This is a genomic window from Chlamydia sp., from assembly GCF_017472245.1.
Lineage (GTDB): Bacteria > Chlamydiota > Chlamydiia > Chlamydiales > Chlamydiaceae > Chlamydia.
In genome coordinates, this window is the sequence record NZ_JAFUQR010000004.1 from 1 (window position 1) to 26,176 (window position 26,176).

Below are 26,176 nucleotides of genomic sequence, written 5' to 3' on the forward strand. Positions count from 1 at the left end.
TAAAGGTTCTGCGATGATTTCTTGAACTGTCATCATAGGATTGAGACTACTATAAACGTCCTGCCAGATCATTTGCACAGCTTTTGCTCTTGGAGTCTTTGGAGGAAGATGAAAAGTTATCGCATCTTGAGAATCTGGGGATAGTAGTCCTAAAATTGTCAAAGCCAAAGAAGTTTTCCCTGATCCACTTGCTCCAACGACTGTTAGACATTCTCCTCGATGTAATTCAAGATGAATATTGTTTAGAATAAGCTGTTTCCGAATGGTAAGGGAAAGATGTTTAATTGTAACTAATCTAGACATTGTGATTGATCAAAGGGTTAATGTGCTGTTGTTGCAAGAAGTTCTGAAGATAAAGGATTTCGAATATTTGGAATTCTAGGAACAGCATTGACTAATTTTTGAGTATAAGGATGATGAGGAGAATTTAAGATCCTCTGTACAGGCCCCTGTTCTATAATCTCTCCATGACGTATGATGGCCATTTCATCGCAAAGTTCGGATACCAAAGCAAGATTATGAGTAATGAGTAACAGAGCTGTGGAATTGTTTTGGTGGATTTGCTTTAAGACACGGAGTACTTGGGCTTGCGATATGGAATCTAGAGCTGTTGAAGGCTCGTCCGCGATGATTAATTCGGGATTGGTCGCTAAGGCTATGGCAATACTAATCCGTTGACACATGCCGCCGCTCAATTCAAAAGGATATTGTTGTAAACAACGATCTGGGAATTCGATGTGCACGTTTACAAGAAGCTCGTATGCTTTAGCTAAAGCCTCCTCCTTCGACATTACGAAATGATGTCGTAAAGTCTCTACAATTTGAGCTCCTACGCGCATAGATGGGGTAAGGGCGCCTTGGGCATTTTGAAAAATTGTTGCAATTTTTTTCCCTCGAATCTGTTGAAGTTTTTTGCGGGATAGATGCGTAATATCCACACCGGAATACAAAATTTTCCCTGATTGAATGTGACAGTTATCTGGTAGAAAGCCAAGTACAGCTTTGGAAACTGTTGTCTTCCCTGAGCCATTTTCTCCTACAAGAGCCAAACTGTGGCACCGTTTGATAGTGAAGGATAACTTATTCACTAGTCGCTGATGGGTGTCTTTTACGGAAACGACCAGATTTTCAATTTTTAATAAATCTTTAGACAAAAGTATTTTCCTCTAACAATTTTGTTCGTAACCCCTCACCAATACAATTAAAGCTTGTAGACACAATAATCATAAAAAAAGACGGTATAAAGAAGAGCCAAGGATGATAATCTAAAGAATGAATACCTTCTTTTACAAGAGTTCCTAGACTCGCATAAGGTGGTTGTATTCCAACGCCTAAGAAACTGATAAAGGCTTCCGTATAAACAGCATTAGGAATTGTAAAAATTAAAGTAGAAAGGATAGGGCCCACGGTATTTGGAAGAAGATGTTTTCTTAAAATATGGAAAGTAGATGCTTGTAATGCTCGGGCGGATAAAACAAATTCTTTATTTTCTAATAATAGAAATTGGCCGTAAATAATGCGTGCTATAGGTATCCAGCCGGTTATTGTCATCGCTAGAATAAGAGGGAAAATTCCGTGATCGAAAATAACTAACAGGAGAATGATAACAGGAATACGGGGAACCGAAAAAAGAATTTCTGTAATCCGATTCATAAAATCGGCAACTCTTTTTCCACAGGTGAGAGCTAAGGTCGACCAAAGTAATCCAAAACAAACGTCAATAATGGTTGTGGACACAGCAATCAATAAAGAAAGACGAATTCCCTGAAGAGTGCGGGCCAACATACAGCGTCCCAAATTATCTGTTCCAAAAGGGAATAATTGGCAGGGAGACTGAAGAGCGTGGTCGGGAGAAGTCTTTTCATAATTGGGATAGATGCTGGGGAGAAAAGCCGCAGATAAAATCAAGATGATTAAAATAGTACTCCCAAACAGCAGTATTCTGTTTGCACGGATATAGCGCCAAATATGCAACGAACTTGATCGAAACATGAGATTATTTTTAAAAATCCTTTATTAATTTATCGTTGAAAGCGTTCTTTTTCATAAGAATATCGAATTTGAGGATCTATCCAAGCTTGTAGTAGGTCACAGGCAAGAGAAGTTATCATAAAAAAAGCTCCATAAAAAACAGAAAGACCTAAGGTAATAGGGTAATCTCTCTGTTTGATACTACAAATAAACCATTTTCCTAGACCAGGGATACAGAAAAGATTTTCTATGGAAAAGGTTCCTGTCATTAAGGCGGTTATGAGGAATGCTGAGTACGAAATTACAGGGAATAAAGCATAGGGTAAAATATGTTTTATCAACACTTTAAAAGGAGAAAGTCCTTTAGCATAAGCTAGTAAGACATAATCTTTTTTCAAAGCGGCGGTTACAGAAGCATATGTTAGCTGAGTGATAAATGCCATTGGGGTAATCGCTAAAGCTATTGATGGAAGCAATGTGTGCGAAAATTCTCCCCAACAAGCTATAGGTAGCCAGGAATACTTTATAGCAAAGACATATTGAAGAAAGGCTCCTACAACGAAAGCCGGAACAGAGATCTGGATAACAGAAGAGAAAAAAATGGTGCGGCCACAACCGCGTTTGTAAAAAGCAGCAAGAATTCCCAAAGTAATTCCTCCAAAAAGCGCTAAGCAAAGACTTTCTAGTCCGAGGATAGCTGAGGAAGGAAGTGCGGCTGCAATAATACTAATAACTGTTCGATCTTTGTAAATAAGAGATTCCCCAAAATCTAGTGTCAGCAAATGTTTCAGATAAATGAGATATTGAGTAAATAAAGGTTTATTTAGACCATAACGATTTTTCAATATCGCTAAAGTTTCTGGTGAAAGAAGATTACTGTTTTCATCATTGAAAGGATCTCCAGGAATTGTTCTGATAATAAAAAACGTTAAGGTGACCACTACCCATAAAGACAGTAAATTAAACAATAACCGTCTTCTTATGTAACTGAGCATAGTCATTTCCTTGGTTGCTGTATTACCGTTTCATCACTGGCGATCGATAAAAACAAAAAGCCTTTCGCTAAAAAGGATACGCTTTTGCAGTTACAAAAAAAAATACATTTTTTAGCCAGGACCCCTTCCTATTTTAAAGAGAGGCTCTTTTCTACGCACGGAGTAAAAACATATTTAAGAATTTTTTGCATACCGCATATCAACGAGTCCTGAGGGATGCAGTCTAACAAAGGAAAGTTTATGATTTGTGGTGTAGTGAAAAACATCATGATACAAAGGTTCGATGATATTTTGTTCTTCCAAATATAAAGAGGCTTTTGAAATTAAGGCAGAACGTTTGAAAGGATCTTTTTCCGTTTCTATAGACAAAATAAGTTGGTCAAATTGAGGATCTTGTAAAGAGTATGGTTTGACTCCCTTAGAAGAGAAAACAGAAAGAAAAGCCAAAGGATCAGAAAAATCTGCAAACCAGCCGCCTATGGACATGAAAAATGCGTTTGTTGTTAAATCATTCTGCAGTAGAGCATATTCTTTACCACAAATTGGAAACGTTATCCCTAATTTTCTTCGCCATTGATCACGCATCATTTGAGCTATTTGTGAGTTTATTGCGGATGTGGCCGCGAAGGTAAGAGGGTATTTTTCTAAATCGCTTATGGTCATATTTAAATCAACTAACGCTTCTTGTAATAAAGCTTTAGCTAAAACAAAAGTTTGCTGTTGATAAGAAGGCTGTTCTGGATAGGTATGTAAATGTGTTGGAAGCAAATGTTTCGCTGGCTTAACAAAGGTTAGAGAGGCTAACGATTGTTTATCTAAGGCTAAGCTCAAAGCTTGGCGTAATTTAGGATGACTAAAAGGCCGCTTAGAAGTGTTGAATGTAAGCCAAGAAGTTCCCGATATACCAAATGATTGAGGGGCATGGCGCTTATTTTTACTTACTAGAACTTCCTGGGGAATGCTGTGTCCCCAAGGAAGACCTTGCCAATCTAATTTCCCTTGCTTGAATAAGGAAAAAGCAGTTTGTTGATCTGGAATCACATGTATATAAATTTCTTGAATAGCAATCTGCTCTTTGTTGTAATAGTAGGGGTTTTTAGCCAGCTTCAGCCAGCGGCGATCTTTCTTCTCTTTTAAACAAAAAGCGCCGTTAGATATTGGAAGAGTTCTTGCTTTGCTTTGTGATTGATGCTCGGGATGTACAGGATAAAATACTGGGAGTGTAAGCAGTTTTAAAAAATGAGGGGTCGGTGCGTGTAAATTGATCACAAGCGTATGGTCATCTTTGGCAAAAAATCCAGAATTTTTATCAAAATTGATGGGTTGAAAGGCAAAGCTATAAACACTTGTCACACGATGTTGCAATACATCTTGCCAAGAACGAACAAAGTCGTGAGCGGTAATGGGATCTCCATTGCTCCACGAGGCTTTTTTCAAATTAAATGTGTAAATTGTTTTATCTTCGGAAAGAAAGAAACTTTCAGCTAGAGCAGGGAAAACTTCTCCTGAAGGTGTTTCCTGAACCAAACCCTCGTAAAGATGGTGAATAAGGTTGATATCAGAAAGAAGGCGAACTTCTCGAGGATCAAGTGTATGTGGATCGTCCTTAATGCTGACAGATATTACTTGATTAACCTTTGACTGATTCGTTTTGTTGAAAGAGGAGTTAGAGCAGCCAGTAGTTGCTAATGTTATGAGAAGCAAGCAGATCCCCACTGATATCTTGCGCATGGAATAACCTCTTTAGAAACATGTGTTCGATTACAAAACAGTTTCTCTCCTAGCCCTGCTATCATAGCAGCATTATCTGAGCACAGCTGCGAAGAAGGGAAGTATATGGGGAGAGAGAGCGCTTGATTCAGTAAGCGACGGAAGTAACGATTGTTTGCTACGCCCCCGCCAACAATCAAAGACTCGCAAGAAAACGCTTTTACAATACTTGGAAGTTTTTGAGCAATAGCCGTGAAAGCGGCTTTTTGAAAAGAAGCTGCAATATCTCGTTTCAGTGTTTCAGAGACTTCAGGAAAAGGAGGAGCTGAATTACTGTTATTCCCTTTCAGGGCGTATAATACTGCCGTTTTCAAGCCGCTGAAAGACAGGTCGTACCCGGGAACTTTTGCTCGGGAAAATGCAAAAGCTTCCTCGTTGCCTTTTTGAGCCAGTTCTTCCAATTTTTGTCCTCCTGGATAAGGAAGCCCGAGGAAACGAGCCACCTTGTCAAATGTTTCCCCAATAGCATCGTCTCGAGTTTTCCCTATTAGAAAGAAGGTAGTCAAGTCAGGCATTAAGAACAGAGAGGTGTGCGCTCCTGAAACGGCGACTCCTAAAGCAGGGAAACGAACAGAGTCATTTTCCATGCATGCCGAATATAAATGTGCTTCCACATGATTCACCCCAATAAGGGGCTTTTTCAATCCACAGGCTAATCCTTTTGCGAAATTCACTCCGATAGATAATGCTCCAATGAGGCCTGGCGTGTTAGCTACAGTGATTAACTCAACATCACTTAAAGATATACCAGCTTTTTCTATTGCGACAGCTAGAAGACTTGGAAAAGTTTGCAAATGAGCACGAGAAGCTAACTCCGGAATTACGCCTCCATAGGACGCATGGATATCCTGGGAAGCTATTATATTTGCAAGAATTTTTCCATCTTGAACAAGGGCGCAAGACGTTTCATCACAGGAACTTTCTAATCCTAATGTTAACATGGTGTAGTTCTGTTACAAAAGAGGGAATCACTTTGGGAGATAAGGATCGTACCACGGTGTAGTTAATCAAGCAAGGCCTTAATAGCAAGTAATACATAAGACGGCGTTCTCTGATTGTTTTATAGAGAAAATAGGGCGTCTAAAAGCCATGCAAAGTCCTATACCAGAGATAGCCAAAGTAATTCCCAAAGAAAGAAAATAGCCTGCAGAACAGATAGGAAGGGTTGTAATTACTCCTGTTAGAATCAACGTACCAAATAATAAGCAAATGCTCCCTGCAATGAGGGGAATTAAAATTTTTATGTAATCAAAAAAAGAATTTGAATTTACTAAGTTGCTGGGAAACAATCTTTCATGAAAAGAAAAGACGTTGCGTAAGCAAGGATTAACCGTTATTATTTGCATAAAGGTTTTTAAGTTTAACTATTTTAATCAAAGTTTGTTTCTTTAAGAAAGGGATAAGGTATTATATCCATTTACTGTTTATTAAACCAGTCGTTGCTCTTCTTGATTAGACAAGGTGGAAACAAAACGTTTTTTTAATTGGCAAAATTTTGTTTAATAATCGGGGAAAAGAACAGCTTATCTCCATGAGAAAAGAAAAAATTTTTAGAAAATGCAAGGTTAAAAAATTTTTATGTTTCTGAACCTTCCTCCTGCTGAAGCCAGACTGCTCCCGGTAACCGAGAGTTCTTTCCCTTCAAGTTCTTCTTGGATGGCGGTGCAAAGACGTATAACGAGATGCAATTTAAATAACCCTTTTTACAAAATTTCTTCAGCTCGTGTTGGCAGTTGTATTTTAGGAATACTTATTATTTTGGGAGGCATTTGTCTTTGGATAGCTTCCTTAATCCATTCAAGCTCATTCTCTTGCTCTAAAATGCTTGCTACCGTCATCGGTTCTCTCACATTATTAAGCGGAGGAATAGCGGTTCTTCATAGGATAGCTTGCAAAACAGATGTTTTATATGGGGAAAAAATACAACCTTTCATGTCTAGGCGATGGGAGCAGGTGAAAGTATGTGACAAACTAGGAGAGTCGATACAGCTTATTCAAGAACCTGACATGTATATGGATGTTTCTCTTTTGGATGAACAAGGCTCGGGAATTGCTCCGGTTTATACTTATCCTTCAATAGGGGATAGATTTAGCGTGTGTGTGGTCTCCTATTTTCTGCTGCCTATTGTTGTTATGGTTAGGATGCTTTACAACATCTTTCGGTTTTTTGTTATTCCTTTTTATATCATATTTCAGATGGTATGCCAGTTTTATCAGGAAGGCATTCCTTCGGAAGAGCGATTTATCTGCTCTGATATAATTCGAGAAATGGCTAGATCTTTATTACAGACCATAAAAGCTCCCTTTTATGGAGTAGCTTGCTATTTAGCAGGCTTGTATGGGCTGCTAAATCCTTTGTCAGGAAGGGTGGTTATGGCCAGTATAGAGAGAGATTGGAATAATGATGTGATTCGTTCTCGGAGCGTTTGGGGAATTTTTTGTGAGCAAAACTACATGTGGGAAGGAGGAGGAACGCGTTCTGGCTTGGGGCAGCATGCTTGGTATTTGTTAGGATGTTTTCAGCCTGCACGACTTTTTCTCTTAAAAAATGGAAAAATTATTTCTGGAGCAAAACCCTCTATACAGGCCTTCCCGGAAAGCAAAGAGTATCTGGGATCCTTTTTATATGGAGTAGCTGAAGGAAGATTGCCTAGTTAAAGTGTTATGAGTTGTCAAACTTTTTAGTAAACAAGGCGATTTTGCTTGCAGATCTACAATAAAATCTTCATCATGATGGTCGAGAATTGAGCGTTGGGTTGTAAGGTGTATGGTTCGACCAATTCTTTTGTTTCCATTCGTCAAAGGGAATAAGGCTTCTGGCGGCAACGTTTTCAAGTTACCGTCCAGTTAATCTATTTACAAACTATCTTTTTACGATGAGGTCTTTTTTTTAAAGACCGAAGAGATTTTTTTGTCATTTTTGTAAAAAAGTCTTTTGATGGTAGTTTGAAGTACTGAGGTTACTTCAAACTTTAGACTAGTCAAATGTGTTGTAACGGACGACTTTTAAAAGTCTTTGTACAAGAACGGAGGAGGCGTGGGAGAGCACAATAAAAACGAAGAGAAGGTAGATATTACGCTGACTTCCGGAAATTTGATGGATTCTAAAACGAGTCATCTTGATGATGAACTGAGTTTTAAATTGGAAGAAGCTTTTGATACCTTAACTGCAGGGGAGCATTCACAAGATTTGACGTCAATAGTGAGTGCGTATAATCCTATTGATTTAGCGTATGCGGTGTCGTGTCTTCCCTCTGATTCACGATCCATTCTTTATAAAAACTTAGATTGTATAGCTTCAAAAATAGCCTTTATTATCAACACGGATTCGGCTTCAAGATGGGCTATCTTCCGCAACTTGTCGGATGGGGAGATTTGCGCTCTTATAGAACAAATGCCTCCTGATGAAGCTGTTTGGGTTCTCGACGACATTCCTGATCGTCGATATCGACGAATCTTAGATTTAATTGATGCTAAAAAATCTTTAAAAATTCGTGATTTGCAAAAACATGGCAGAAATACTGCTGGTCGACTCATGACAAATGAGTTTTTTGCTTTTTTAATGGAAACCACGGTTAAGGAGGTAGCAACTTGTATTCGGAATAATCCTGGAATCGATCTCACCAGGCTTGTTTTTGTCTTGGATTTTAAAGGAGAATTACAAGGATTTGTAACGGATAGAAGTTTGATTATAGCTTCTCCGGAAATGCCGCTGAAACAAATTATGCGTCCTATAGAACATAAGGTGTTGGCTGATACCACTCGAGAAGAGGTTGTAGATCTTGTTGAAAGATATAAGGTTGCAGTTCTCCCTGTAGTAGACGAAGAAAATTTTTTGATAGGGGCGATTACATATGAAGATGTCGTCGAAACAATAGAGGACATTGCAGACGAGACTATTGCTAGAATGGCAGGAACAACGGAGGATGTTGGATACCACGATTGTCACGTTGTTCAAAGATTTTTATTACGGGCTCCTTGGTTGCTTATTACCTTATGTGCTGGATTGGTTAGTGCTTCCGTAATGGCTTATTTTCAAAAAATTGCTCCAGCACTTTTAGCCATGGTAATCTTTTTTATTCCTTTAGTTAATGGCTTGTCAGGGAATGTGGGAGTGCAATGCAGCACCATTCTTGTTCGCAGCATGGCAACAGGGACCCTTTCTTTTGGAAGGCGTAAAGAAACTATTCTTAAAGAAATGAGTATCGGTTTGCTGACAGGGGTGGCTCTGGGGATTCTCTGTGGATTAGTAGTGTGTTGCATGGGCTGCCTAGGGTTAGGACTGTTTTCTACAGGGGGAGTTCAACTAGGAATCACTGTTTCTGTGGGGATTTTAGGAGCTTCATTAACAGCTACGACTTTAGGAGTTCTTTCACCCTTCTTTTTTGCAAAAATTGGTGTTGATCCAGCTTTAGCTTCAGGTCCAATTGTCACAGCTCTTAATGACATTATGTCTATGGTTATTTTTCTTTTGATTACCGGTACTTTAAACGTTCTATTCTTTAAGTAGTTTGGAATCTCAAAAAAATCTTTAAGTTCTTTTTGCTATGTCTTTTCTCTAACTCTCTTTAGAATGCTTGGTGTTTGTATGGCATGCTTAGATAAAAGGATGGATTCGTGGCTTTGCGTTTTGAGATTCTGCATCAATCTAAGAAATCTAGAGCTCGAGTGGGGCGAATAGAGACTGCACATGGGTATATTGATACGCCAGCTTTTGTTCCTGTAGCTACAAATGGGGCATTAAAAGGTGTTTTGGATCATAGCCAAATCCCGCTCATGTTTTGTAACACATATCATCTCATTATTCATCCCGGGACTGAAGCTATTGCTGCTATGGGGGGATTGCATCAGTTTATTGGTAGAAACGCACCCATTATTACAGATTCCGGAGGATTTCAAATTTTTAGCTTGGCTTATGGTTCTGTTGCTGCAGAGATTAAAAGTTGCGGTAAGAAGAAAGGAGATTCTGGCATTCTTAAAATTGATGATGAGGGGGCGTGGTTTAAATCTTATCGTGATGGACGTAAGCTATTTTTGTCTCCAGAGATTTCTGTTCAAGCGCAGAAAGATTTAGGTGCAGACATTATTATTCCTTTAGATGAGCTTCTACCTTTTCATACAGATTCCGCATATTTTCATCAGGCATCTTGCCGAACTTATGCATGGGAAAAACGGTCTTTAGATTGCCACTTAAAAAATCCCGGGATCCAGTCGATGTATGGCGTAATCCATGGGGGAACTTTTCCAGATCAAAGAAAACTTGGGTGCCAGTTTGTCGAAAATTTGCCTTTTGATGGATCTGCTATTGGTGGAAGCTTAGGGAAAAATCTTCAAGATATTGTGTCTGTGGTTGATGTAACTACCACTAATCTTTCTGCGGAAAGACCAAGACATTTGTTGGGGATAGGAGATCTTCCTTCCATCTGGGCAACAGTTGGATTTGGGATAGATTCTTTCGATAGCTCTTATCCGACCAAAGCAGCGCGTCATGGTATGATTTTGACATCACAAGGACCTTTAAAGATTAATAATCAACGATATGCTTCTGATCTTAATCCCATAGAGCCAGGATGTTTTTGTCCTGCATGCTCACAAGGAATATCACGCGCTTATTTAAGACATTTATTTAAAGTACATGAACCTAACGCGGGTATTTGGGCATCTATTCATAACATGTACCATATGCAAAAAGTAATGAAAGAAATTCGAGAAGATATTCTAAACAATCGCATTTAAGTCTAATTTTAAGAAATTTTTTGTGTTTTTCTTTTGTTTAGTAGAAATTCTTCCGCCGACCACTTGTTTGATCTGAAGGCAAAATAAAGGAGAGAACCATGGATTCTGTCAGGAGTATTACTCCACAAGATAAAATATCTTTTCCACTAACAAATAATCGGAATCCTTTTGATAAGATAGCAGCGGCTAGTAAGAAAATTTCAATGGTTTTCATGTTTTTAGGGACTGTTTTGGCAGGTGTCGGGGTATACGGTATCGTTGGTGGCTGGGGCACCTTTACTACTTGTTTGGGAACATTGATTATTGCCGGAATTGTTTTAGTTGCTGGGATTTTGTTTGCAATTTTAAATTTTTGTTTGATCCGGGGCAAGCTGGAAAAACAAATAGTTTTAATGGAACAGGATTTGTCGGATGCTCCTTATATGCAAGAAGAACAAGCACTCCCTCTTATTGAAAACGCATCTTGTTCTTATGAACCTGATATCTTTAGTCCAGAAAAAGTGCAGAAAGAAGGTCCACTTGTTTTACAAAATCAGCACGACCAAGCTTCCCGCAAATATATCGTTATAGGAGAGAAAATAAAAGAGCTTGTTAGGGTAGGGAGATTCAATGCTAAAGGAGAAAAAGTTTTAGAAGAAAATGTAAATGTAAAACTGCCTTTTGTCCGTGTTTGGGATGAGTTGTTCATATTTGGAAACGAAGGAGAGGTTATACGTTTAGATGGTTTTTGTTGCAAAATATTACCAATAGAGACGGAAGAAGAATCTCCTAGACAAAATGAAGAGACTAAACAGCATTAATAAAAAACTCAGATATGTTTACAACTTGAGTAGTGATGTCTTTCATGATACTCGCGCTAATGTTTTTGACTTTTTTAGTGCGCAACGAGTATAAGGGCCTTCTTCCTAGGCATTCTGCGAAATAAGTGCGCTTTGCATATATCGAAGGAGCGTTGTGTCTTTTTATTCTCAAAATCCTCCCAATTTTCGCCGTAAAAAACAAAGTCGCACAGATTCTCCCATTAAACATGCGAAATATTTTCTTCGAGATCATCTGGTTTATTTGCGCAAAATTCTTGCTGGTAGGCCACAAGAGGTTATAGGGGCATGGTATGAAATTCTAGGAAAGAAGTATAGTGGAATGACTCAGGCTTTAGGACTTAAAGATGGAATTTTGTCGATCAAGGTCTGTAATGCTTCGTTGTATGCTGTATTAAAACAGAGCTCTCAAAAAGAGTTAATATCCCGGATTCATTCAATAGTTCCTGGTGCCAAAATTAGAGAGATACGCTTTTTATTAGGATAGTTATGGACGCACAAGAAAAAAAATACGACGCATCAGCCATCACTGTTTTAGAAGGGTTACAGGCCGTTCGTGAGCGTCCTGGTATGTACATTGGAGATACAGGCGTTACAGGGTTACATCATTTAGTATATGAAGTGGTTGATAATAGTATTGATGAGGCTATGGCTGGTTTCTGTACTGAAATTATTGTGCGTATACTAGAGGATGGAGGGATTTCTATTTCTGATAATGGTCGAGGAATTCCTATACAGATTCATGAGAAAGAATCCAGTAAACAAGGACGGGAAATTTCTGCTCTAGAAGTTGTTCTTACCGTATTACATGCAGGAGGAAAGTTTGACAAAGATAGTTACAAGGTTTCTGGAGGATTACACGGGGTAGGGGTTTCTTGCGTTAACGCCTTATCAGAAAAATTTATTGCTAAAGTCTTTAAGGATGGACAGGCATATAGTATGGAGTTTTCAAGGGGAACTCCGTTAACAGCTTTACAAAAGTTAGGCTCTACAGATAAAAAAGGAACAGAAATTCTTTTTTATCCGGACCCAGCTATCTTTTCTACATGTGTTTTTGATCGTGCAATTTTGATAAAACGGTTGCGGGAATTAGCTTTTCTAAACCGTGGAATAACGATTATTTTTGAAGATGATCGTGATTCCGGGTTCGACAAGGTTGTATTTTTTTACGAAGGAGGGATTCAATCTTTTGTTAGCTATTTGAATCAAAATAAAGAAAGCCTTTTCCCTACTCCTATTTATATTCAAGGATCAAAACCAGGAGATGATGGGGACATAGAATTTGAAGCTGCTTTACAGTGGAATTCTGGTTATTCCGAGCTCATCTATTCTTACGCTAACAATATCCCTACACGACAGGGAGGAACCCATTTAACAGGATTTTCTACAGCGCTAACAAGGGCGGTTAACTCTTATATTAAAGCACATAATTTGGCTAAAAGCGATAAGTTGTCATTAACTGGGGAAGATATAAAAGAGGGTTTGGTAGCCATTGTTTCGGTTAAAGTCCCAAATCCTCAATTTGAAGGACAAACTAAGCAAAAATTAGGCAATAGCGATGTGGGATCTGTTGCTCAGCAAATTAGTGGAGAAGTTTTAACCACATTTTTTGAAGAAAATCCACAAATAGCAAAAACCATTGTAGACAAAGTTTTTGTTGCAGCACAGGCGAGGGAGGCGGCTAAAAGAGCCAGAGAGTTAACTCTTCGTAAAAGTGCTCTGGATAGCGCGCGTTTGCCAGGGAAATTAATAGATTGTTTAGAAAAAGATCCTGAAAAGTGTGAAATGTATATTGTGGAGGGAGACTCTGCAGGAGGATCTGCTAAACAGGGACGGGATCGACGATTTCAAGCAATTCTTCCCATTCGAGGTAAAATCTTGAATGTGGAAAAAGCTCGTTTGCAGAAAATTTTTCAGAACCAAGAGATTGGAAGTATTATAGCTGCTTTAGGATGTGGGATCGGAACAGATAATTTTAATCTCAGCAAGTTACGTTATAAACGTATTATCATTATGACAGATGCTGATGTTGATGGTTCTCATATTCGAACTTTGTTGCTAACATTCTTTTATAGACATATGACTGCTCTGATAGAGAATGAATGTGTCTACATTGCTCAACCGCCTTTATATCGCGTCAGTAAGAAAAAAGATTTTCGATATATCCTTTCGGAGAAAGAAATGGATGGTTACCTACTAAATTTAGGAACTAAAGAAAGTCGCGTGATTTTTGATGATACTGCGAGAGAATCAGAAGGTGTGGCTTTAGAAACTTTCGTCAATCTTATTTTAGAGATAGAAAATTTTATTGTTGCTTTAGAGAAAAAAGCTATCCCATTTTCCGAATTTATCGATATGTTCCGAGATGGGATTTTCCCTTTGTACTATTATTCTCCAGAAAATGGAAAACAGGAGGGGAGATACCTTTATTCTCATGAAGAAAAAGATGAGATCGTTGCTGCTAATGAAGAAGCATCTGCACGAATTATAGAATTATATAAAAGTTCTGTTCTTGAAGAGCTTCAGCATAACTTAAGTGATTATGGTTACGATATTCGTCATTACCTTTATCCAAAAGGGGCTAGCATAACTGTTTCTACAGAAGATCCAAAAATACCTCCCTATATTTGCTATACGCTGAAGGAAGTTATAGATTATCTGAAAGGTCTTGGGCGAAAAGGTATTGAAATTCAACGATACAAGGGTCTTGGAGAAATGAATGCAGATCAGCTTTGGGATACCACAATGAATCCAGAACAAAGAACTCTCGTTCGAGTCTCTTTAAAAGATGCTGTAGAAGCCGATCATATTTTTACAATGTTAATGGGAGAAGAGGTACCTCCACGACGTGAATTTATTGAAAGTCACGCGTTATCCATTCGGATGAATAACTTAGATATTTAGGAGACTGAACCGCTATGTTAGATAAAGAAGAAATCATCGTCCCTAAAAATCTTGAAGAAGAAATGAAGGAAAGCTACCTTCGTTATTCCATGTCTGTGATTATTTCTAGGGCTTTGCCTGATGCTAGGGATGGGTTGAAACCGTCTCAACGGCGTATTTTATATGCTATGAAGCAGTTAAACCTTACTCCAGGGGCAAAGCATAGAAAATGTGCGAAAATCTGTGGGGATACTTCTGGGGATTACCATCCACATGGGGAAAGTGTTATCTATCCTACTTTGGTACGAATGGCTCAAGATTGGGCGATGCGCTACCCTCTTGTCGATGGGCAAGGAAATTTTGGCTCCATAGACGGAGATCCTGCTGCCGCTATGCGATATACGGAAGCTCGTTTGACTCATAGTGCAATCTTCTTACTAGAAGATTTGGATAAAGATACCGTAGACATGGTTCCAAATTACGATGAAACCAAATATGAGCCTGTAGTCTTTCCTTCAAAATTTCCTAATTTACTTTGTAATGGATCCTCTGGAATAGCTGTGGGAATGGCGACAAATATTCCTCCACACAATTTGGGAGAACTCATTGAAGCTACCCTGTTGGTTTTAGCGAACAGTCAAACTTCCATAGAGGAAATTTTAGAAGTTATGCCTGGTCCAGATTTCCCAACAGGGGGGATTATTTGCGGTACTGAAGGGATTCGCTCTACTTATTATACTGGTAGGGGAAAATTACGTGTACGCGCTCGCATGCATGTAGAAGAAAACTCGGATAAGCAGAGAGAGAATATTATTCTCACGGAGATGCCTTATAACGTTAATAAATCGCGATTGATTGAACAGATAGCAGAATTGATCAATGAGAAAACTTTAACAGGAATATCTGATGTCCGTGATGAGTCTGATAAAGATGGTATTCGTGTTGTATTAGAGTTGAAAAAAGGAGAATCTTCTGAAGTTGTCATTAACCGTCTGTATAAATTTACGGACGTGCAGGTAACGTTTGGAGCTAACATGTTAGCTCTGGATAAGAATCTTCCTCGAACGATGAACATTCATAGGATGATTTCTGCTTGGATCCGTCACCGTATGGATGTTATTCGACGCAGAACTCGTTATGAGCTAAATAAGGCAGAAGCGCGGGCTCATATACTGGAAGGCTTTTTAAAAGCTCTTTCTTGTATGGATGAAATTGTAAAAACAATTCGAGAAAGTTCAAATAAAGAACACGCGAAGCAGCTGTTGGTTGAACTATTTGGTTTTTCAGAAGCACAAGCATTAGCAATCCTCGAACTTCGATTATACCAGCTCACAGGACTGGAAGCTGATAAGGTACAGAAAGAGTATAGTGAGCTTTTAGAGAAAATTACTTATTATCGCCAAGTTTTAGCTGAAGAAGAGTTGGTCAAAAATATTATCCGGGAAGAATTGCAAGAACTGCACAAAGTGCATAAGACACCTCGCCGTACTACTATTGAGATGGATGCCGGAGATATTCGGGACATAGAGGATATTATTTCCGATGAATCAGTAATTATTACCATTTCTGGAGATGACTATGTAAAACGTATGCCAGTGAAAGTCTTCCGTGAACAAAAGAGAGGGGGACAAGGAGTAACTGGGTTCGATATGAAAAAGGGCTCAGATTTTTTAAAAGCTGTTTATTCTGCATCAACGAAAGATTATTTGCTAATTTTCACTAATTTTGGTCAATGCTACTGGCTAAAAGTCTGGCAACTTCCAGAAGGAGAACGAAGAGCGAAAGGAAAACCCATCATCAATTTTCTAGAAGGAATTCGTCCTGGTGAGCAGGTTGCTGCAGTTCTTAATGTTAAACGTTTCGAACAAGGTGAATATCTCTTTTTAGCTACGAAAAAAGGCGTTGTTAAAAAAGTCTCCTTGGAAGCTTTTGGAAGTCCACGTAAGAAAGGGATAAAAGCTTTAGAAATAGATGATGGAGATGAACTTATCGCTGCTCGCCATATAGTGAATAGTGAAGAAAAAGTTATGTTATTTACGCGTCTCGGTATGGCTGTAAGATTCCCTCATGATAAGGTACGCCCGATGGGGCGTGCTGCGCGAGGCGTGCGTGGGGTTACTTTAAAAAATGAGCAAGATTTCGTAGTCAGTTGTCAAGTTGTGACAGATGATCAAAGTGTTTTGGTTGTTTGTGATAATGGGTTTGGAAAACGTTCTTTGGTTTGTGATTTTAGAGAGACAAATCGAGGAAGTGTTGGTGTTCGTTCCATTTTGATTAATCAAAGAAACGGAAATGTATTGGGAGCTATCTCAGTAGTAGATCATGATAGTATTTTACTTATGTCTGCTCAGGGGCAAGCAATTCGAATCAATATGCAAGATGTGCGGGTGATGGGAAGATCTACACAAGGTGTTCGCCTTGTGAATCTTCGAGAAAGCGATACTCTTGTTGCCATGGAGAAGATATCTCTAAATACAGAATCTGGGGCTGATGAAAATGTTATGAGCATACAGTCTGAATTAGCAGATAAGGTAAAGGAATAAAGTGTTTATCGTAGTAGAAGGCGGAGAGGGTGCCGGAAAGACGCTGTTTATACAAGCGCTTGCTGAACGTTTAGCGCAAGAAGAAAGAGAAGTTATAACAACCAGAGAGCCGGGTGGAAGTGCTCTTGGGGAGCGTATCCGGGGAATATTATTGGATCCTGAACAGCAAGTATATTCTTATGCAGAGTTATTGTTGTTTTTGGCTGCGCGAGCTCAGCATATTCAAGAAAAAATTATGCCGGCTCTTAAAGCAGGGAAAATAGTTATTTGTGATCGTTTTCATGATTCTACTATTGTATATCAAGGAATTGCCGGTGGATTAGGGGAAGCTTTTGTTACAAATTTATGTTATCACGTGGTAGGAGAAGAACCTTTCCTTCCAGATATGACATTTTTATTAGATTTACCGGAGGAAGAAGGGTTATCAAGAAAGGCTCGGCAAAAGCTTTTTGATAAATTCGAACAAAAACCACAATTTTTCCACCGGGCTGTTAGAGAAGGATTTCTTTCTTTAGTGGAGAAGGCTCCAGAAAGATATAAGATTTTGGACGCCCTTTTGCCGACAGAGGTTTCTATTGATCAAGCTTTTTTGCAGATCCAAGCATTAATATAGAAAGAGAGATTTTGATGGAAAGTTCTGCTTGGGATCTTCTTATACAAAAAATCCAGGATCAGAAGATTCCCTCTGCCATTATTTTACATGGTCAGGACTTGTCTGCTTTGTCCGTTCGGGCTTATGAATTCGCTTGTACAGTCATTCAAAAAAGCATGCCGGAAGCTGCTTATAAATTAGCGAATAGATTACATCCAGATATCTATGAGTATTCTCCTCAAGGTCGAGGGCGTCTTCATACGATAGAGACTCCTCGAGCAATTAGAAAAGAGATTTGGATATATCCTTACGAAAGTCCATATAAAATTTATATTATTTACGAAGCTGATAGAATAACCTTAGATGCGATATCAGCCTTTTTAAAGCTACTGGAAGATCCACCTCACTATAGTATATTGATACTTGTATCTGCATTGCCTCAAAGGTTGCCGCCGACAATTCGATCTAGGTGTATAGCTTTTCATATTCCTGTCAAAGAAAAGCAAACTCTGCTTGATCAGAAAGAGATTCTGTTTTTGATTAGTTTAGCTCAAGGGAAAGAATCTGTGACAAAAGTAGGGGCTTTAGTGAAAGGAGCTCTTGACGAAGATAAACAACTTCTTCGAGATAAAACTAAAACAATGCTAACGGTTCTTTTGCAATTATTTAGAGACCGTTTCTTTTTAGCTAAAAAGGTATCGGAGTCTTTGCTTGAGCATACAGAATTTTTAAATGAGATAAAAGCTATACCAGTATATCCTTTGGAAGAAGCTCTTACTATTATTTCCCACGCCGTGCAAGCTTTAGACACATACTCTTCTGCATCAAGCTGTCTTGAATGGGTTTGCTTACAGCTATGGTCTTTCAAGAATCGTCAACAGATTGCTAAAAGCAATCAGAAGATAAATTAAAACATTTCTAGCTTGCAGTCTGCGGGAATATCCGCGAGATCTGTTCTGCTACAGCAGTCGGAAGATAGCACCCATTGCAAAGGATTGAGTGAAGTTCCTACTCGCTCTATAGGATAGGTGTCTCTACCTAAAGGATGAAGAAGTCTATGAAAAAGGTCTTGTTTTACAGATCCTTGAACGTAAGCAACAAGATGTCTTGCTTGTCGAACAACAGGAAAAGTTAAGGTCATACGACGAGTATGTAACTGTGGGACCTCATTGAAGACTACTAGACGCTCTTTTTCTTCTAAAGCTTTAGTCCCTGGAAAAAGAGAAAGAGTGTGACCGTCCTTACCGACTCCAAGCATAACCATATCAAAAATGGCATCAGGGATTTGGTCCTGAATAAGACCCTCGTAAGCTATATCTCCTTTAGGATTCGCAGTATCCATCCGAAAGATCTGAGTATCTGGGACGTGTAATCCTTTTAAAATCTCCATAGCTTTTATATAATTATTCCCTGCCTCTAAATCTTCACTTGCACGCTCATCTCCCCAAAATAAAAAAATCTTGGAACAATCTAAAATAGCAGCACGTTTTTTAACGATTTCCTGGAAGATCCGTAAGGGAGTTCTCCCCCCAGAAAGAGCAACATAGAAAGCCCCACGCTTCTGAATCGCTTTATTTGCTGTGGAGATCCAATCGTAGCATGCTATCTGCAAAAAATCTTCTTCTGATCCAGCAACAAGCATTCTATTCGCATCATTTAGGCTAATAAGGGTAGCCATGTGTTAACCTCTTGCAAAATAAATTAATAAGCACGCCACGATCTCCCATCTTTGGATAACAATTCATCGGCTTCTTGAGGACGTAAGGACCCTGCAGCATAATTTGGAAAAGTAGGAGTCTTATTAGACCATAGTTGCAGTAAAGGAGAAAAAAGTTCCCAAGATGCTAATACTTCTTCATTACTGGTGAACAGCGTTCTGTCGCCAAGAATACAATCACAAAGCAATCGTTCATAAGCTTCGGGAGTGACTGTATTGAAATAGCTGTCGTAACGAAAATCCATTTTCACAGGGCGTACAAGTTTATTTGTTCCAGGAACTTTGCAGTTAAATTGCAACGCAACACCTTCATCTGGTTGAATTCGGATAATCAACAAATCATTTTCTAAGGGACATAGGGGACAGGATTCGGCGTTAAATAAATTGTAACTAGATTTTTTGAAAATTATAGCAATATCCGTTGTTCTTTTAGGCAAACGTTTTCCTGCTTGTAGATAAAAAGGAACCCCTTTCCAGCGAGGATTGTCAATAAATAGCTTCAAAGCAACATAGGTTTCTACTAAAGAATTTGGGTTAACATTTTCTTCCTCTCGATAACCTAGGACAGAGACCCCTTGTACGGTTCCTTCTCCATATTGACCACGAACTACATCTTGCTCTTGAATGGGAAGAATTTTTCTTAAAATTTTGATTTTCTCTTTTTTAATCTCTTCCGACGAAAACTCAGAAGGAGGCTCCATAGTAAGCAGACACAGTAATTGTGTTAGGTGGTTTTGTACCATGTCGCGTAACATACCGGATTTTTCAAAAAAGTTTCCCCTAGATCCTATGCCGATGGACTCGCTAACGCTGATCTGCACGTGGTCTATATATTGAGAGTTCCAACAAGATTCGAATAACGTATTAGCAAAACGAATAGTTAAAATATTTTGAACAGTTTCTTTTCCTAGGTAATGATCGATTCGATAAACAGACGCTTCATTAATATTTGAATCAATACATTGCTGAAGTTCTTGAGCTGTTTCTAAATTCACTCCAAAGGGTTTTTCTATAATCAATCTAGACCAAGGCTGGTCAATTCCTTGCTCATGATAAAATAATTGGTGCCTATTCAAATTGCGAATAATCTCTTGAAAGTAATCGGGGGGTGTCGATAAATAGAACAGTCGATTACCTTGTGTTCCATATTGTTGGTCTAATTGTTCCAAAAAAGTTTTTAAGGAAGTGTATCCATCTTCATCAGAAAAATTTGCTTGATGATAAAACACTCTGCTTTCAAGACTTTCCCAAACTCGAATGTCTATTTCTGCTGAATGAGAAAAATTTTGAATAGCTTGTTTCATTTCTTCGCGAAACTGTTCATGAGATTTGGGTCGTCTAGCGAAGCCAACACAAACAAAATTTTCGGACAAACGTCCTTCCTTTGTTAAATTATACAAGGCTGGAAATAGCTTTCTGGAGGTTAAATCTCCTGTAGCACCAAAGATAACCATGACGCAATGAGGACAAGATGGCAACGCAGGCCCATTTTCTTTTGTTTCTTCCATGGTATGACCTAGTATAGAGTGTGAATCTTTGAAGAGGAAATTCAAGATACCAAAAAAAAGAATATGTATCTAAAAAGATTTCTCTCTAATCAAGAAGGTTCTATCGCTCTCAGTATAATTTTCGGGAATCTAAAAAGTTAGAAAGGATTATCGTCGCAGCAAGAGTGTCTGAAGAACTTTTCCGTTGTTTTCTATTTAGCCCGCAATCGCTTTTTAACATACGTTCGGCTTGTGCTGAAGACAAACGTTCATCCCAAAGGATCACTTCCAGAGGAAGTTTTTCTTGAATGAGTGTTGCTAGTTCTTGAATTTCCTGTTGCACGCTAGAAGCATAAGCCTTTTGCATAGGTAGCGGATTCCCAAAGACTACTGTCGTAATAGCTCGTTCTTTGATAATAGTAATAAGAGATTCCGCTGTTTGCGCAAGGGAGGGGCGAGTCTCTATAAATCCTATAGGCAAAGTAACAAAAAGAGGAGCACTGGCAAAGGCTAAACCAGTACGTTTTTTTCCATAATCAACACCTAAGAACGCTTCTTTTTGTTTAAATGAGTTCATTAGCTTTCTCCAAAGAATAGGTTCGTGCTGCACGAACAAATTCTACAAAAAGCGGATGGGGCACAGCTAACTTTGATAAAAATTCCGGATGAAATTGTACGCCAAGCATCCACCTGTGATTAGGGATTTCAACAATCTCACAAAGCTCTCCTTGAGGACAAATACCAGACACTTTTAATCCCTTATCTTGTAATCGATTAATGTAAGAAGGATTCACTTCATAACGATGTCGATGACGCTCTTGTACAAGAGCTTTCTTGTAGGCGGTAAAAGCCAAAGAATCTGGATCAATCCGGCAAGGATAAGCTCCTAGCCGCATAGTTCCTCCCTTGATTACGCTATCTTGTCCTTGCATCATACAAATAACAGGATCGGGAGTGTGCGGATCCATTTCTAAAGAGTTCGCAAAAGGAATGTTTAAAACATATCTTGTATATTCAACAACCAAGGCTTGCATTCCTAAACAAATCCCGAAACAGGGAATATTATGCTCACGACAATAATGAGCTGCTAAAATTTTTCCTTCCCAACTTCTTGTTCCAAACCCTCCAGGAATTAAACATCCATCACACGTAGATAGACGTTCCAAAAGATCTTCTGAATCAGGAGAAATAGGGACGACTTCAAGAGAGCAGTTAGTAGGGACGGAAGCATGAGAGAGAGATTCAAATACAGATTTATAAGCGTCTTTATGTTCTAAATATTTCCCGACTAGCCCTATACGGATAACTGGACGTTTTTGATCACATAATGCATCAACAAGATTTTGCCAATCTGTGAGATCTAGGGGTTTTGGTGAAAAACCTAGTTTATTTAACAAAAAGTTGGAGATATTTTCTTTTGCAAGCAGCAAAGGCATTTCATAGATAGACCATTCTAGATCTACAGCATTAAAAACAGCTTGCTCTGGCACATTACAAAATAGACTAATTTTTCTTCTTATTTCTAAACTAAGTGGAGTTTCAGAACGGCACAAAATTGCATCTGGAGAAATCCCAATACTACGTAAATTTTGCACAGAATGCTGGGTAGGCTTGGTTTTAATTTCCTTGGCAGCTTTGAGATAAGGGACATAGGTCATATGAATGCTAAGACAGTCTTTAGGGTGTTCGTAACGAAATTGCCGAACAGCTTCTAAGAAAGGGAGCGATTCTATATCGCCAATAGTACCACCAATTTCTACAATAAGAATATCTGGTTTGTGGTGTTCTGCACACGACTGAATAACATTGATAATCTCATTCGTTACGTGAGGAACTACTTGAACTGTGCTGCCGAGGAAATCACCATTTCGCTCCTTAGCGATTACTCTAGTGTAAATTTGTCCTGAAGTTGCAGTTGAGTATTTAGAGAGCTGTACGGACGAGAAGCGATGGTAATGACCGAGGTCTAAGTCTGTTTCTATCCCATCATCTGTCACATATACCTCACCATGTTCGTAGGGGTTCATAGTCCCTGGGTCGACATTTAGGTATGGATCTAGCTTGAGCATCGCAACTTTCAAGTTTTGTTTCTCCAGTAGGAGAGCCAAAGAAGCTGCCGTCAGCCCTTTCCCTAAAGAAGAAACCACGCCTCCAGTTAAAAAGATGCTTTTGAAAGACATAATAAATATTGCTCCACTTTGGTTATATCTTCTGGGTAATCAACAGAGGGGCCTGTTGCAGTTTGAACGACAAGAACATGGATAGGAAGACCAGTTTCTAGTACTCTTAATTGCTCAAGATCTTCGGCCAAACTTAACGAGGAAGGAGGTATTTTTACATATTCACGCAGAAACGTTTTTCTAAAAGCGTACACCCCAATATGTAGGTGAACAGGTGTTGGACGTTTAAAATTATAAGGAATAGCACTTCTACTAAAGTAAAGAGCTTTACCTGTTTTGTCGAACACACATTTCACTTTGTGATCTGTCAAAATTGCTTCAGGATCTACTGTTTCTGTAACAGGGGTAACCATATTTGCGGAGGGATTGTCCTCTAACATAGCTACAAGCCCATCTATAATACTTGGAGACAAACAAGGCTCATCTCCTTGAATGTTTACAACAATCTCTGCTTGCGGGAAATGTTGAGAGATAGCCTCTTCTACTCTCTCTGTTCCGTTAGCACAAAATTTGCTAGTCATGACACATAATCCGCCAAATTCAACGACATGATCAAAAATTCGTTGATCATCAGTTGCCACAACTACACAGTCCAGAGACCGGCTATTCAAGGCGTTCTCATAAGATCTTTGGATTAAAGTTTTTCCTAAAATTTTTATTAAAGGTTTTCCGGGGAAACGAGAGCTTCCCCATCTGGCGGGGAGAATGCCGACTTTTTTGCTCGTTAAAAATGCAAACATCGCACCCCCTTAATCGACAAAAGCTCCTCCCTTCTTTGAGAAATAAGAGTTCCTAAAGATCACACGAATCTGTGTAACTGACGTTCTAGTATACAGGACTCGGTCATCCTAACAAGGTATTTCTTAACAATCAAGATTATTCCTCAGCTAATAGGATTTCCTATTTGTCAGAATAAGGAGGGGGGAATATTTTCGATACACAGGGGACATGGACACACATTTTCTAAGAGTTTGATAATAGATAATTTACAATTTTATAATATATTTTTTTTGTTACAACAAAAACTATCCGCAGAGTTATCATAAAGTAATAAAAAGCTTTTAGTTTTTATTGTTATTATGCTTTCTAAGTTCTGTAAAATTTATTTGTCGGCCATCCTCTTAATTAATGTCGCATCTCCTGCAGCAGCTTTCTCTGCAGAAAAGGATTTGGGATTTTTTGGGCGGCTGAAAGCGTGGATTTCTCAGGAAAAAATATCTTCTTCGGTTAAAGAAGAGGCTCGAGCTTCCGTTGTTACAAAAATTTCGGATCTCCTATCTTGGCAACGTTATGATTATACTCAAGAGGGTGGGTTTTCTGTTCAGTTTCCAGAGCTTCCTGAGCATTCGGGGCAGGTTATTGAGCTTCCTCAGTCAGATTTAGCCATTCGCTATGACACTTATGTGGCAGAAACTTCTAACGATAGCTCTGTGTACGTAGTGTCTGTTTGGGAGTACCCAGAGAAAGTTGATATCAGCAAGCCTGAATTGAATCTTCAGGAAGGGTTTGCAGGGATGTTATACGCTCTCCCTGAGTCACAAGTTTTATATCTTAAAGCAACAGAGGTTCAAGGACATAAAGCTTTAGAGTTTTGGATTGTGTGCGACGGTATTTATTTCCGAGGGATGCTAGTTTCTGTTAATCATACGTTGTACCAAGTGTTTATGGTGTATAAAGGCCGTTCTCCGGAAATTTTAGATAAGGAGTACAGCACGTTTATTCAATCCTTCAAAGTTACTAAAGTTCGTAATGCTAAAAAGATAGATGTAAGAAAAAGAGTTTCTCTATAGGGTTTAGCATAAAAAGTTTTTCAGAACATATAGGGAAAGTTATTCATAGCTGAAGTCGTTTTTTCTTCTGTGAATAAAAGTTTTCGCTATTAGATAATCTTTTCTTGTGTTTAAAATCCCGTTTGGATTAAGATGACGCCTTGTTGCTGAGAGCTAGTCAGTAGCAACCGCTCTTTAGGGGACTTAGCTTAGTTGGTAGAGCGTCTGATTTGCATTCAGAAGGTCAGGAGTTCGAATCTCCTAGTCTCCATCATGCGGTTATAGCTCAGTTGGTTAGAGCGCGACACTGATAATGTCGAGGTCCCAAGTTCAAGTCTTGGTAACCGCAAGTCTAAAGGGTTTCTCCTGTTTTATGTTAGACGTAAAATCTTTATACTATGCTCATGCGTCTCATTGTGTGTTTGAGAACGCGGAGGTTAGCTTCTCTCCCGGACAAATTTCTGTTGTTCTAGGAAAATCTGGTAGTGGTAAGACTACTTTATTTAGGATCATTGCAGGGTTCCTTTCTTGTTCTATAGGAGAAATTCTTTGGGAAGGAAAACCTTTAACTCAAAAACTAGTAGCCTATATGCAGCAAAAAGGAAGGCTTTTGCCGTGGCGAACTATCAGAAAAAACATTTCATTACTAACAGAATTGGGCCCCCGCAACCAAAAAATGTTTGTTCTTGAAAAAGCTTTTCGTAAAGCTGTACATACATTCGAGCTTTCTTCTCTTCTTGATCGTTTTCCTGATGAGTTATCTGTAGGACAACAGCAACGTGTTGTTTTTGCTATGCACAGTTTGTCTTCTAAGCCAGTTTTGTTATTAGACGAGCCTTTTGCATCTTTAGATCCTTTGACTAAAGAGATGTTGTATCAAGATGTAAAAAGATTAGCTAAGGAAGAAGGAAAAACTGTTATATTAGCTTCCCATGATGTGCAAGATTGCTTAAGAGTAGGGGAGACTTTCTTCGCAATCAAAAATCACAAAATACAACCGGTTTTTTTAGACAAACAAGAAGGGATTTCAGGGTTATTACAACAAATGAAAAAACACCTAATTTAAAAATGTTCCCTCTAAAACTTGATCAGGCTGTACGTTCTCTTTATAACCAACAGTTGCGTGTGCTTTCGCAAGAAGACAAAATTTCTTTAAAAAATCAAATTCACATACATAAGATTAAAAGTTTGCCAGTAATTTTTTTTTCGATGCTGATGGCTATCGGAGCTCTTTTTGCTTTTTGCATAGGAGCTATGCTCGCTGTTATTGGCGATGCAGTATTTCTTTATGAAATTTTTCTCCCTTTTATTCTTCCGGGAATTTTGTTGTTATTGCCAATAGCTTTGTTGCTTCATTTTGCATGGAAAGAGCAACAGTGCGTTTCTCAAAAACAGCAGCAAATCGCAGAAAGCTGTTATTTCGAAACATTGACATTTTGTAAAGCTTTTCAATCTAGAGAGATCTTTGTGCGAAATCTTGTAAAATTTATACAGCAAGAAGTGTTACCAGAAGGATTTGCAAAAAGGTTTATCTTCGCTATATTAACTCAAGCAAAGCCTTCTTTATTAGCAAAAAAAATTAGCTTAACCAAAACCTCTTTTGATGAGACTATAGAAAAGGCTTTTTCGCATATACAAGAAGGGCTTTATTTATCTGGACAGGAGAAAATTGATCACGAAAATAAACTGAAAGAATAGACTTCTTCATCAATACT

At 38.7% G+C, this 26,176-nt stretch carries 24 protein-coding genes and 2 tRNA genes; 14 read left to right on the top strand and 12 right to left on the bottom strand.

What is annotated here, in order from left to right:
* From IJ490_RS00905 to IJ490_RS00935, 7 genes are all read right to left on the bottom strand, one after another.
* On the bottom strand, positions 1-303 hold a 303-nt coding region (locus IJ490_RS00905; protein WP_291891911.1), incomplete at its 3' end, for an ATP-binding cassette domain-containing protein.
* A gap of 17 nt (positions 304-320) precedes the next feature.
* A complete protein-coding gene (locus IJ490_RS00910; RefSeq protein WP_291891914.1) occupies positions 321-1,154 on the bottom strand; it encodes an ABC transporter ATP-binding protein in 834 nt (277 codons plus the stop codon).
* Positions 1,147-1,992 (bottom strand): ABC transporter permease, encoded by an 846-nt coding sequence (locus IJ490_RS00915; RefSeq protein ID WP_291891919.1) that lies wholly within the window; start codon positions 1,990-1,992, stop codon positions 1,147-1,149. The genes IJ490_RS00910 and IJ490_RS00915 overlap by 8 nt, the downstream gene beginning before the upstream one ends.
* A 29-nt stretch (positions 1,993-2,021) precedes the next feature.
* A complete protein-coding gene (locus IJ490_RS00920; RefSeq protein WP_291891999.1) occupies positions 2,022-2,966 on the bottom strand; it encodes an ABC transporter permease in 945 nt (314 codons plus the stop codon).
* A gap of 174 nt (positions 2,967-3,140) precedes the next feature.
* The gene (locus tag IJ490_RS00925) at positions 3,141-4,697 is read right to left on the bottom strand and encodes a peptide ABC transporter substrate-binding protein (protein WP_291891922.1); all 1,557 of its coding nucleotides are present in this window, start codon (positions 4,695-4,697) and stop codon (positions 3,141-3,143) included.
* Positions 4,658-5,677, bottom strand: a complete 1,020-nt coding sequence (gene tsaD / locus IJ490_RS00930; RefSeq protein ID WP_291891925.1) for a tRNA (adenosine(37)-N6)-threonylcarbamoyltransferase complex transferase subunit TsaD — start codon at positions 5,675-5,677, stop codon at positions 4,658-4,660. Before tsaD ends, IJ490_RS00925 begins: the two co-directional genes overlap by 40 nt.
* Positions 5,678-5,755: 78 nt before the next feature.
* Entirely contained in the window at positions 5,756-6,082 is a 327-nt protein-coding gene (locus IJ490_RS00935) for a hypothetical protein (RefSeq protein WP_291891928.1), read from the bottom strand.
* Between the two features lie 232 nt (positions 6,083-6,314).
* Between IJ490_RS00935 and IJ490_RS00940 the strand changes: the two genes are divergently transcribed.
* The 9 genes from IJ490_RS00940 (at position 6,315) to IJ490_RS00980 (ending at position 18,219) form a co-directional block, all read left to right on the top strand.
* Positions 6,315-7,394, top strand: coding sequence for a hypothetical protein (locus IJ490_RS00940; RefSeq protein ID WP_291891931.1), 1,080 nt, complete (start codon positions 6,315-6,317; stop codon positions 7,392-7,394).
* A gap of 439 nt (positions 7,395-7,833) precedes the next feature.
* Positions 7,834-9,246 carry a magnesium transporter gene (mgtE, locus tag IJ490_RS00945; RefSeq protein WP_291892001.1) on the top strand — a complete coding sequence of 471 codons (1,413 nt, stop codon included), beginning with the start codon at positions 7,834-7,836 and terminating at the stop codon, positions 9,244-9,246.
* Positions 9,247-9,353: 107 nt separating this feature from the next.
* Positions 9,354-10,472, top strand: a complete 1,119-nt coding sequence (gene tgt, locus IJ490_RS00950; protein WP_291891934.1) for a tRNA guanosine(34) transglycosylase Tgt — start codon at positions 9,354-9,356, stop codon at positions 10,470-10,472.
* Positions 10,473-10,570: 98 nt separating this feature from the next.
* Complete coding sequence (locus tag IJ490_RS00955; RefSeq protein ID WP_291891937.1) at positions 10,571-11,272, top strand: hypothetical protein; 702 nt, start codon at positions 10,571-10,573, stop codon at positions 11,270-11,272.
* Between the two features lie 154 nt (positions 11,273-11,426).
* Entirely contained in the window at positions 11,427-11,777 is a 351-nt protein-coding gene (locus IJ490_RS00960; protein ID WP_291891941.1) for a DUF721 domain-containing protein, read from the top strand.
* Between the two features lie 2 nt (positions 11,778-11,779).
* Complete coding sequence (gyrB, locus tag IJ490_RS00965; RefSeq protein WP_291891944.1) at positions 11,780-14,194, top strand: DNA topoisomerase (ATP-hydrolyzing) subunit B; 2,415 nt, start codon at positions 11,780-11,782, stop codon at positions 14,192-14,194.
* A 14-nt stretch (positions 14,195-14,208) separates the two neighbouring features.
* Positions 14,209-16,716: a DNA topoisomerase (ATP-hydrolyzing) subunit A gene (gyrA, locus tag IJ490_RS00970; protein WP_291891946.1), complete on the top strand. Its 2,508-nt coding sequence runs from the start codon at positions 14,209-14,211 to the stop codon at positions 16,714-16,716.
* Position 16,717: 1 nt separating this feature from the next.
* Positions 16,718-17,329 (top strand): dTMP kinase, encoded by a 612-nt coding sequence (tmk, locus tag IJ490_RS00975; protein WP_291891948.1) that lies wholly within the window; start codon positions 16,718-16,720, stop codon positions 17,327-17,329.
* A 14-nt stretch (positions 17,330-17,343) separates the two neighbouring features.
* Positions 17,344-18,219 (top strand): DNA polymerase III subunit delta', encoded by an 876-nt coding sequence (locus tag IJ490_RS00980; protein WP_291891950.1) that lies wholly within the window; start codon positions 17,344-17,346, stop codon positions 18,217-18,219.
* Here the strand turns inward: IJ490_RS00980 and pgl are convergent.
* The 5 genes from pgl to kdsB form a co-directional block, all read right to left on the bottom strand.
* Complete coding sequence (pgl, locus tag IJ490_RS00985) at positions 18,216-18,986, bottom strand: 6-phosphogluconolactonase (protein ID WP_291891953.1); 771 nt, start codon at positions 18,984-18,986, stop codon at positions 18,216-18,218. The genes IJ490_RS00980 and pgl overlap by 4 nt on opposite strands.
* 23 nt (positions 18,987-19,009) lie before the next feature.
* Positions 19,010-20,533, bottom strand: a complete 1,524-nt coding sequence (gene zwf, locus IJ490_RS00990) for a glucose-6-phosphate dehydrogenase (protein ID WP_291891955.1) — start codon at positions 20,531-20,533, stop codon at positions 19,010-19,012.
* A 109-nt stretch (positions 20,534-20,642) separates the two neighbouring features.
* Complete coding sequence (ruvX, locus tag IJ490_RS00995) at positions 20,643-21,089, bottom strand: Holliday junction resolvase RuvX (RefSeq protein ID WP_291891957.1); 447 nt, start codon at positions 21,087-21,089, stop codon at positions 20,643-20,645.
* Entirely contained in the window at positions 21,076-22,692 is a 1,617-nt protein-coding gene (locus IJ490_RS01000; protein ID WP_291891959.1) for a CTP synthase, read from the bottom strand. The genes ruvX and IJ490_RS01000 overlap by 14 nt, the downstream gene beginning before the upstream one ends.
* Positions 22,668-23,432, bottom strand: coding sequence for a 3-deoxy-manno-octulosonate cytidylyltransferase (gene kdsB, locus IJ490_RS01005; RefSeq protein ID WP_291891961.1), 765 nt, complete (start codon positions 23,430-23,432; stop codon positions 22,668-22,670). Before kdsB ends, IJ490_RS01000 begins: the two co-directional genes overlap by 25 nt.
* A 339-nt stretch (positions 23,433-23,771) precedes the next feature.
* On the opposite strand from kdsB, the gene IJ490_RS01010 reads away from it, so the two are divergent.
* The 5 genes from IJ490_RS01010 to IJ490_RS01030 all read left to right on the top strand — a co-directional run bounded on the left by IJ490_RS01010 (position 23,772) and on the right by IJ490_RS01030 (position 26,159).
* Positions 23,772-24,482: a hypothetical protein gene (locus IJ490_RS01010; RefSeq protein WP_291891963.1), complete on the top strand. Its 711-nt coding sequence runs from the start codon at positions 23,772-23,774 to the stop codon at positions 24,480-24,482.
* A gap of 177 nt (positions 24,483-24,659) precedes the next feature.
* Positions 24,660-24,732, top strand: a tRNA-Ala gene (locus IJ490_RS01015).
* Between the two features lie 4 nt (positions 24,733-24,736).
* A tRNA-Ile gene (locus IJ490_RS01020) sits at positions 24,737-24,810 on the top strand.
* Positions 24,811-24,834: 24 nt separating this feature from the next.
* Positions 24,835-25,527 (top strand): ABC transporter ATP-binding protein, encoded by a 693-nt coding sequence (locus IJ490_RS01025; RefSeq protein ID WP_291891966.1) that lies wholly within the window; start codon positions 24,835-24,837, stop codon positions 25,525-25,527.
* 2 nt (positions 25,528-25,529) lie between these two features.
* A complete protein-coding gene (locus IJ490_RS01030) occupies positions 25,530-26,159 on the top strand; it encodes a hypothetical protein (RefSeq protein ID WP_291891968.1) in 630 nt (209 codons plus the stop codon).
* The last annotated feature ends 17 nt before the right edge of the window (positions 26,160-26,176 follow it).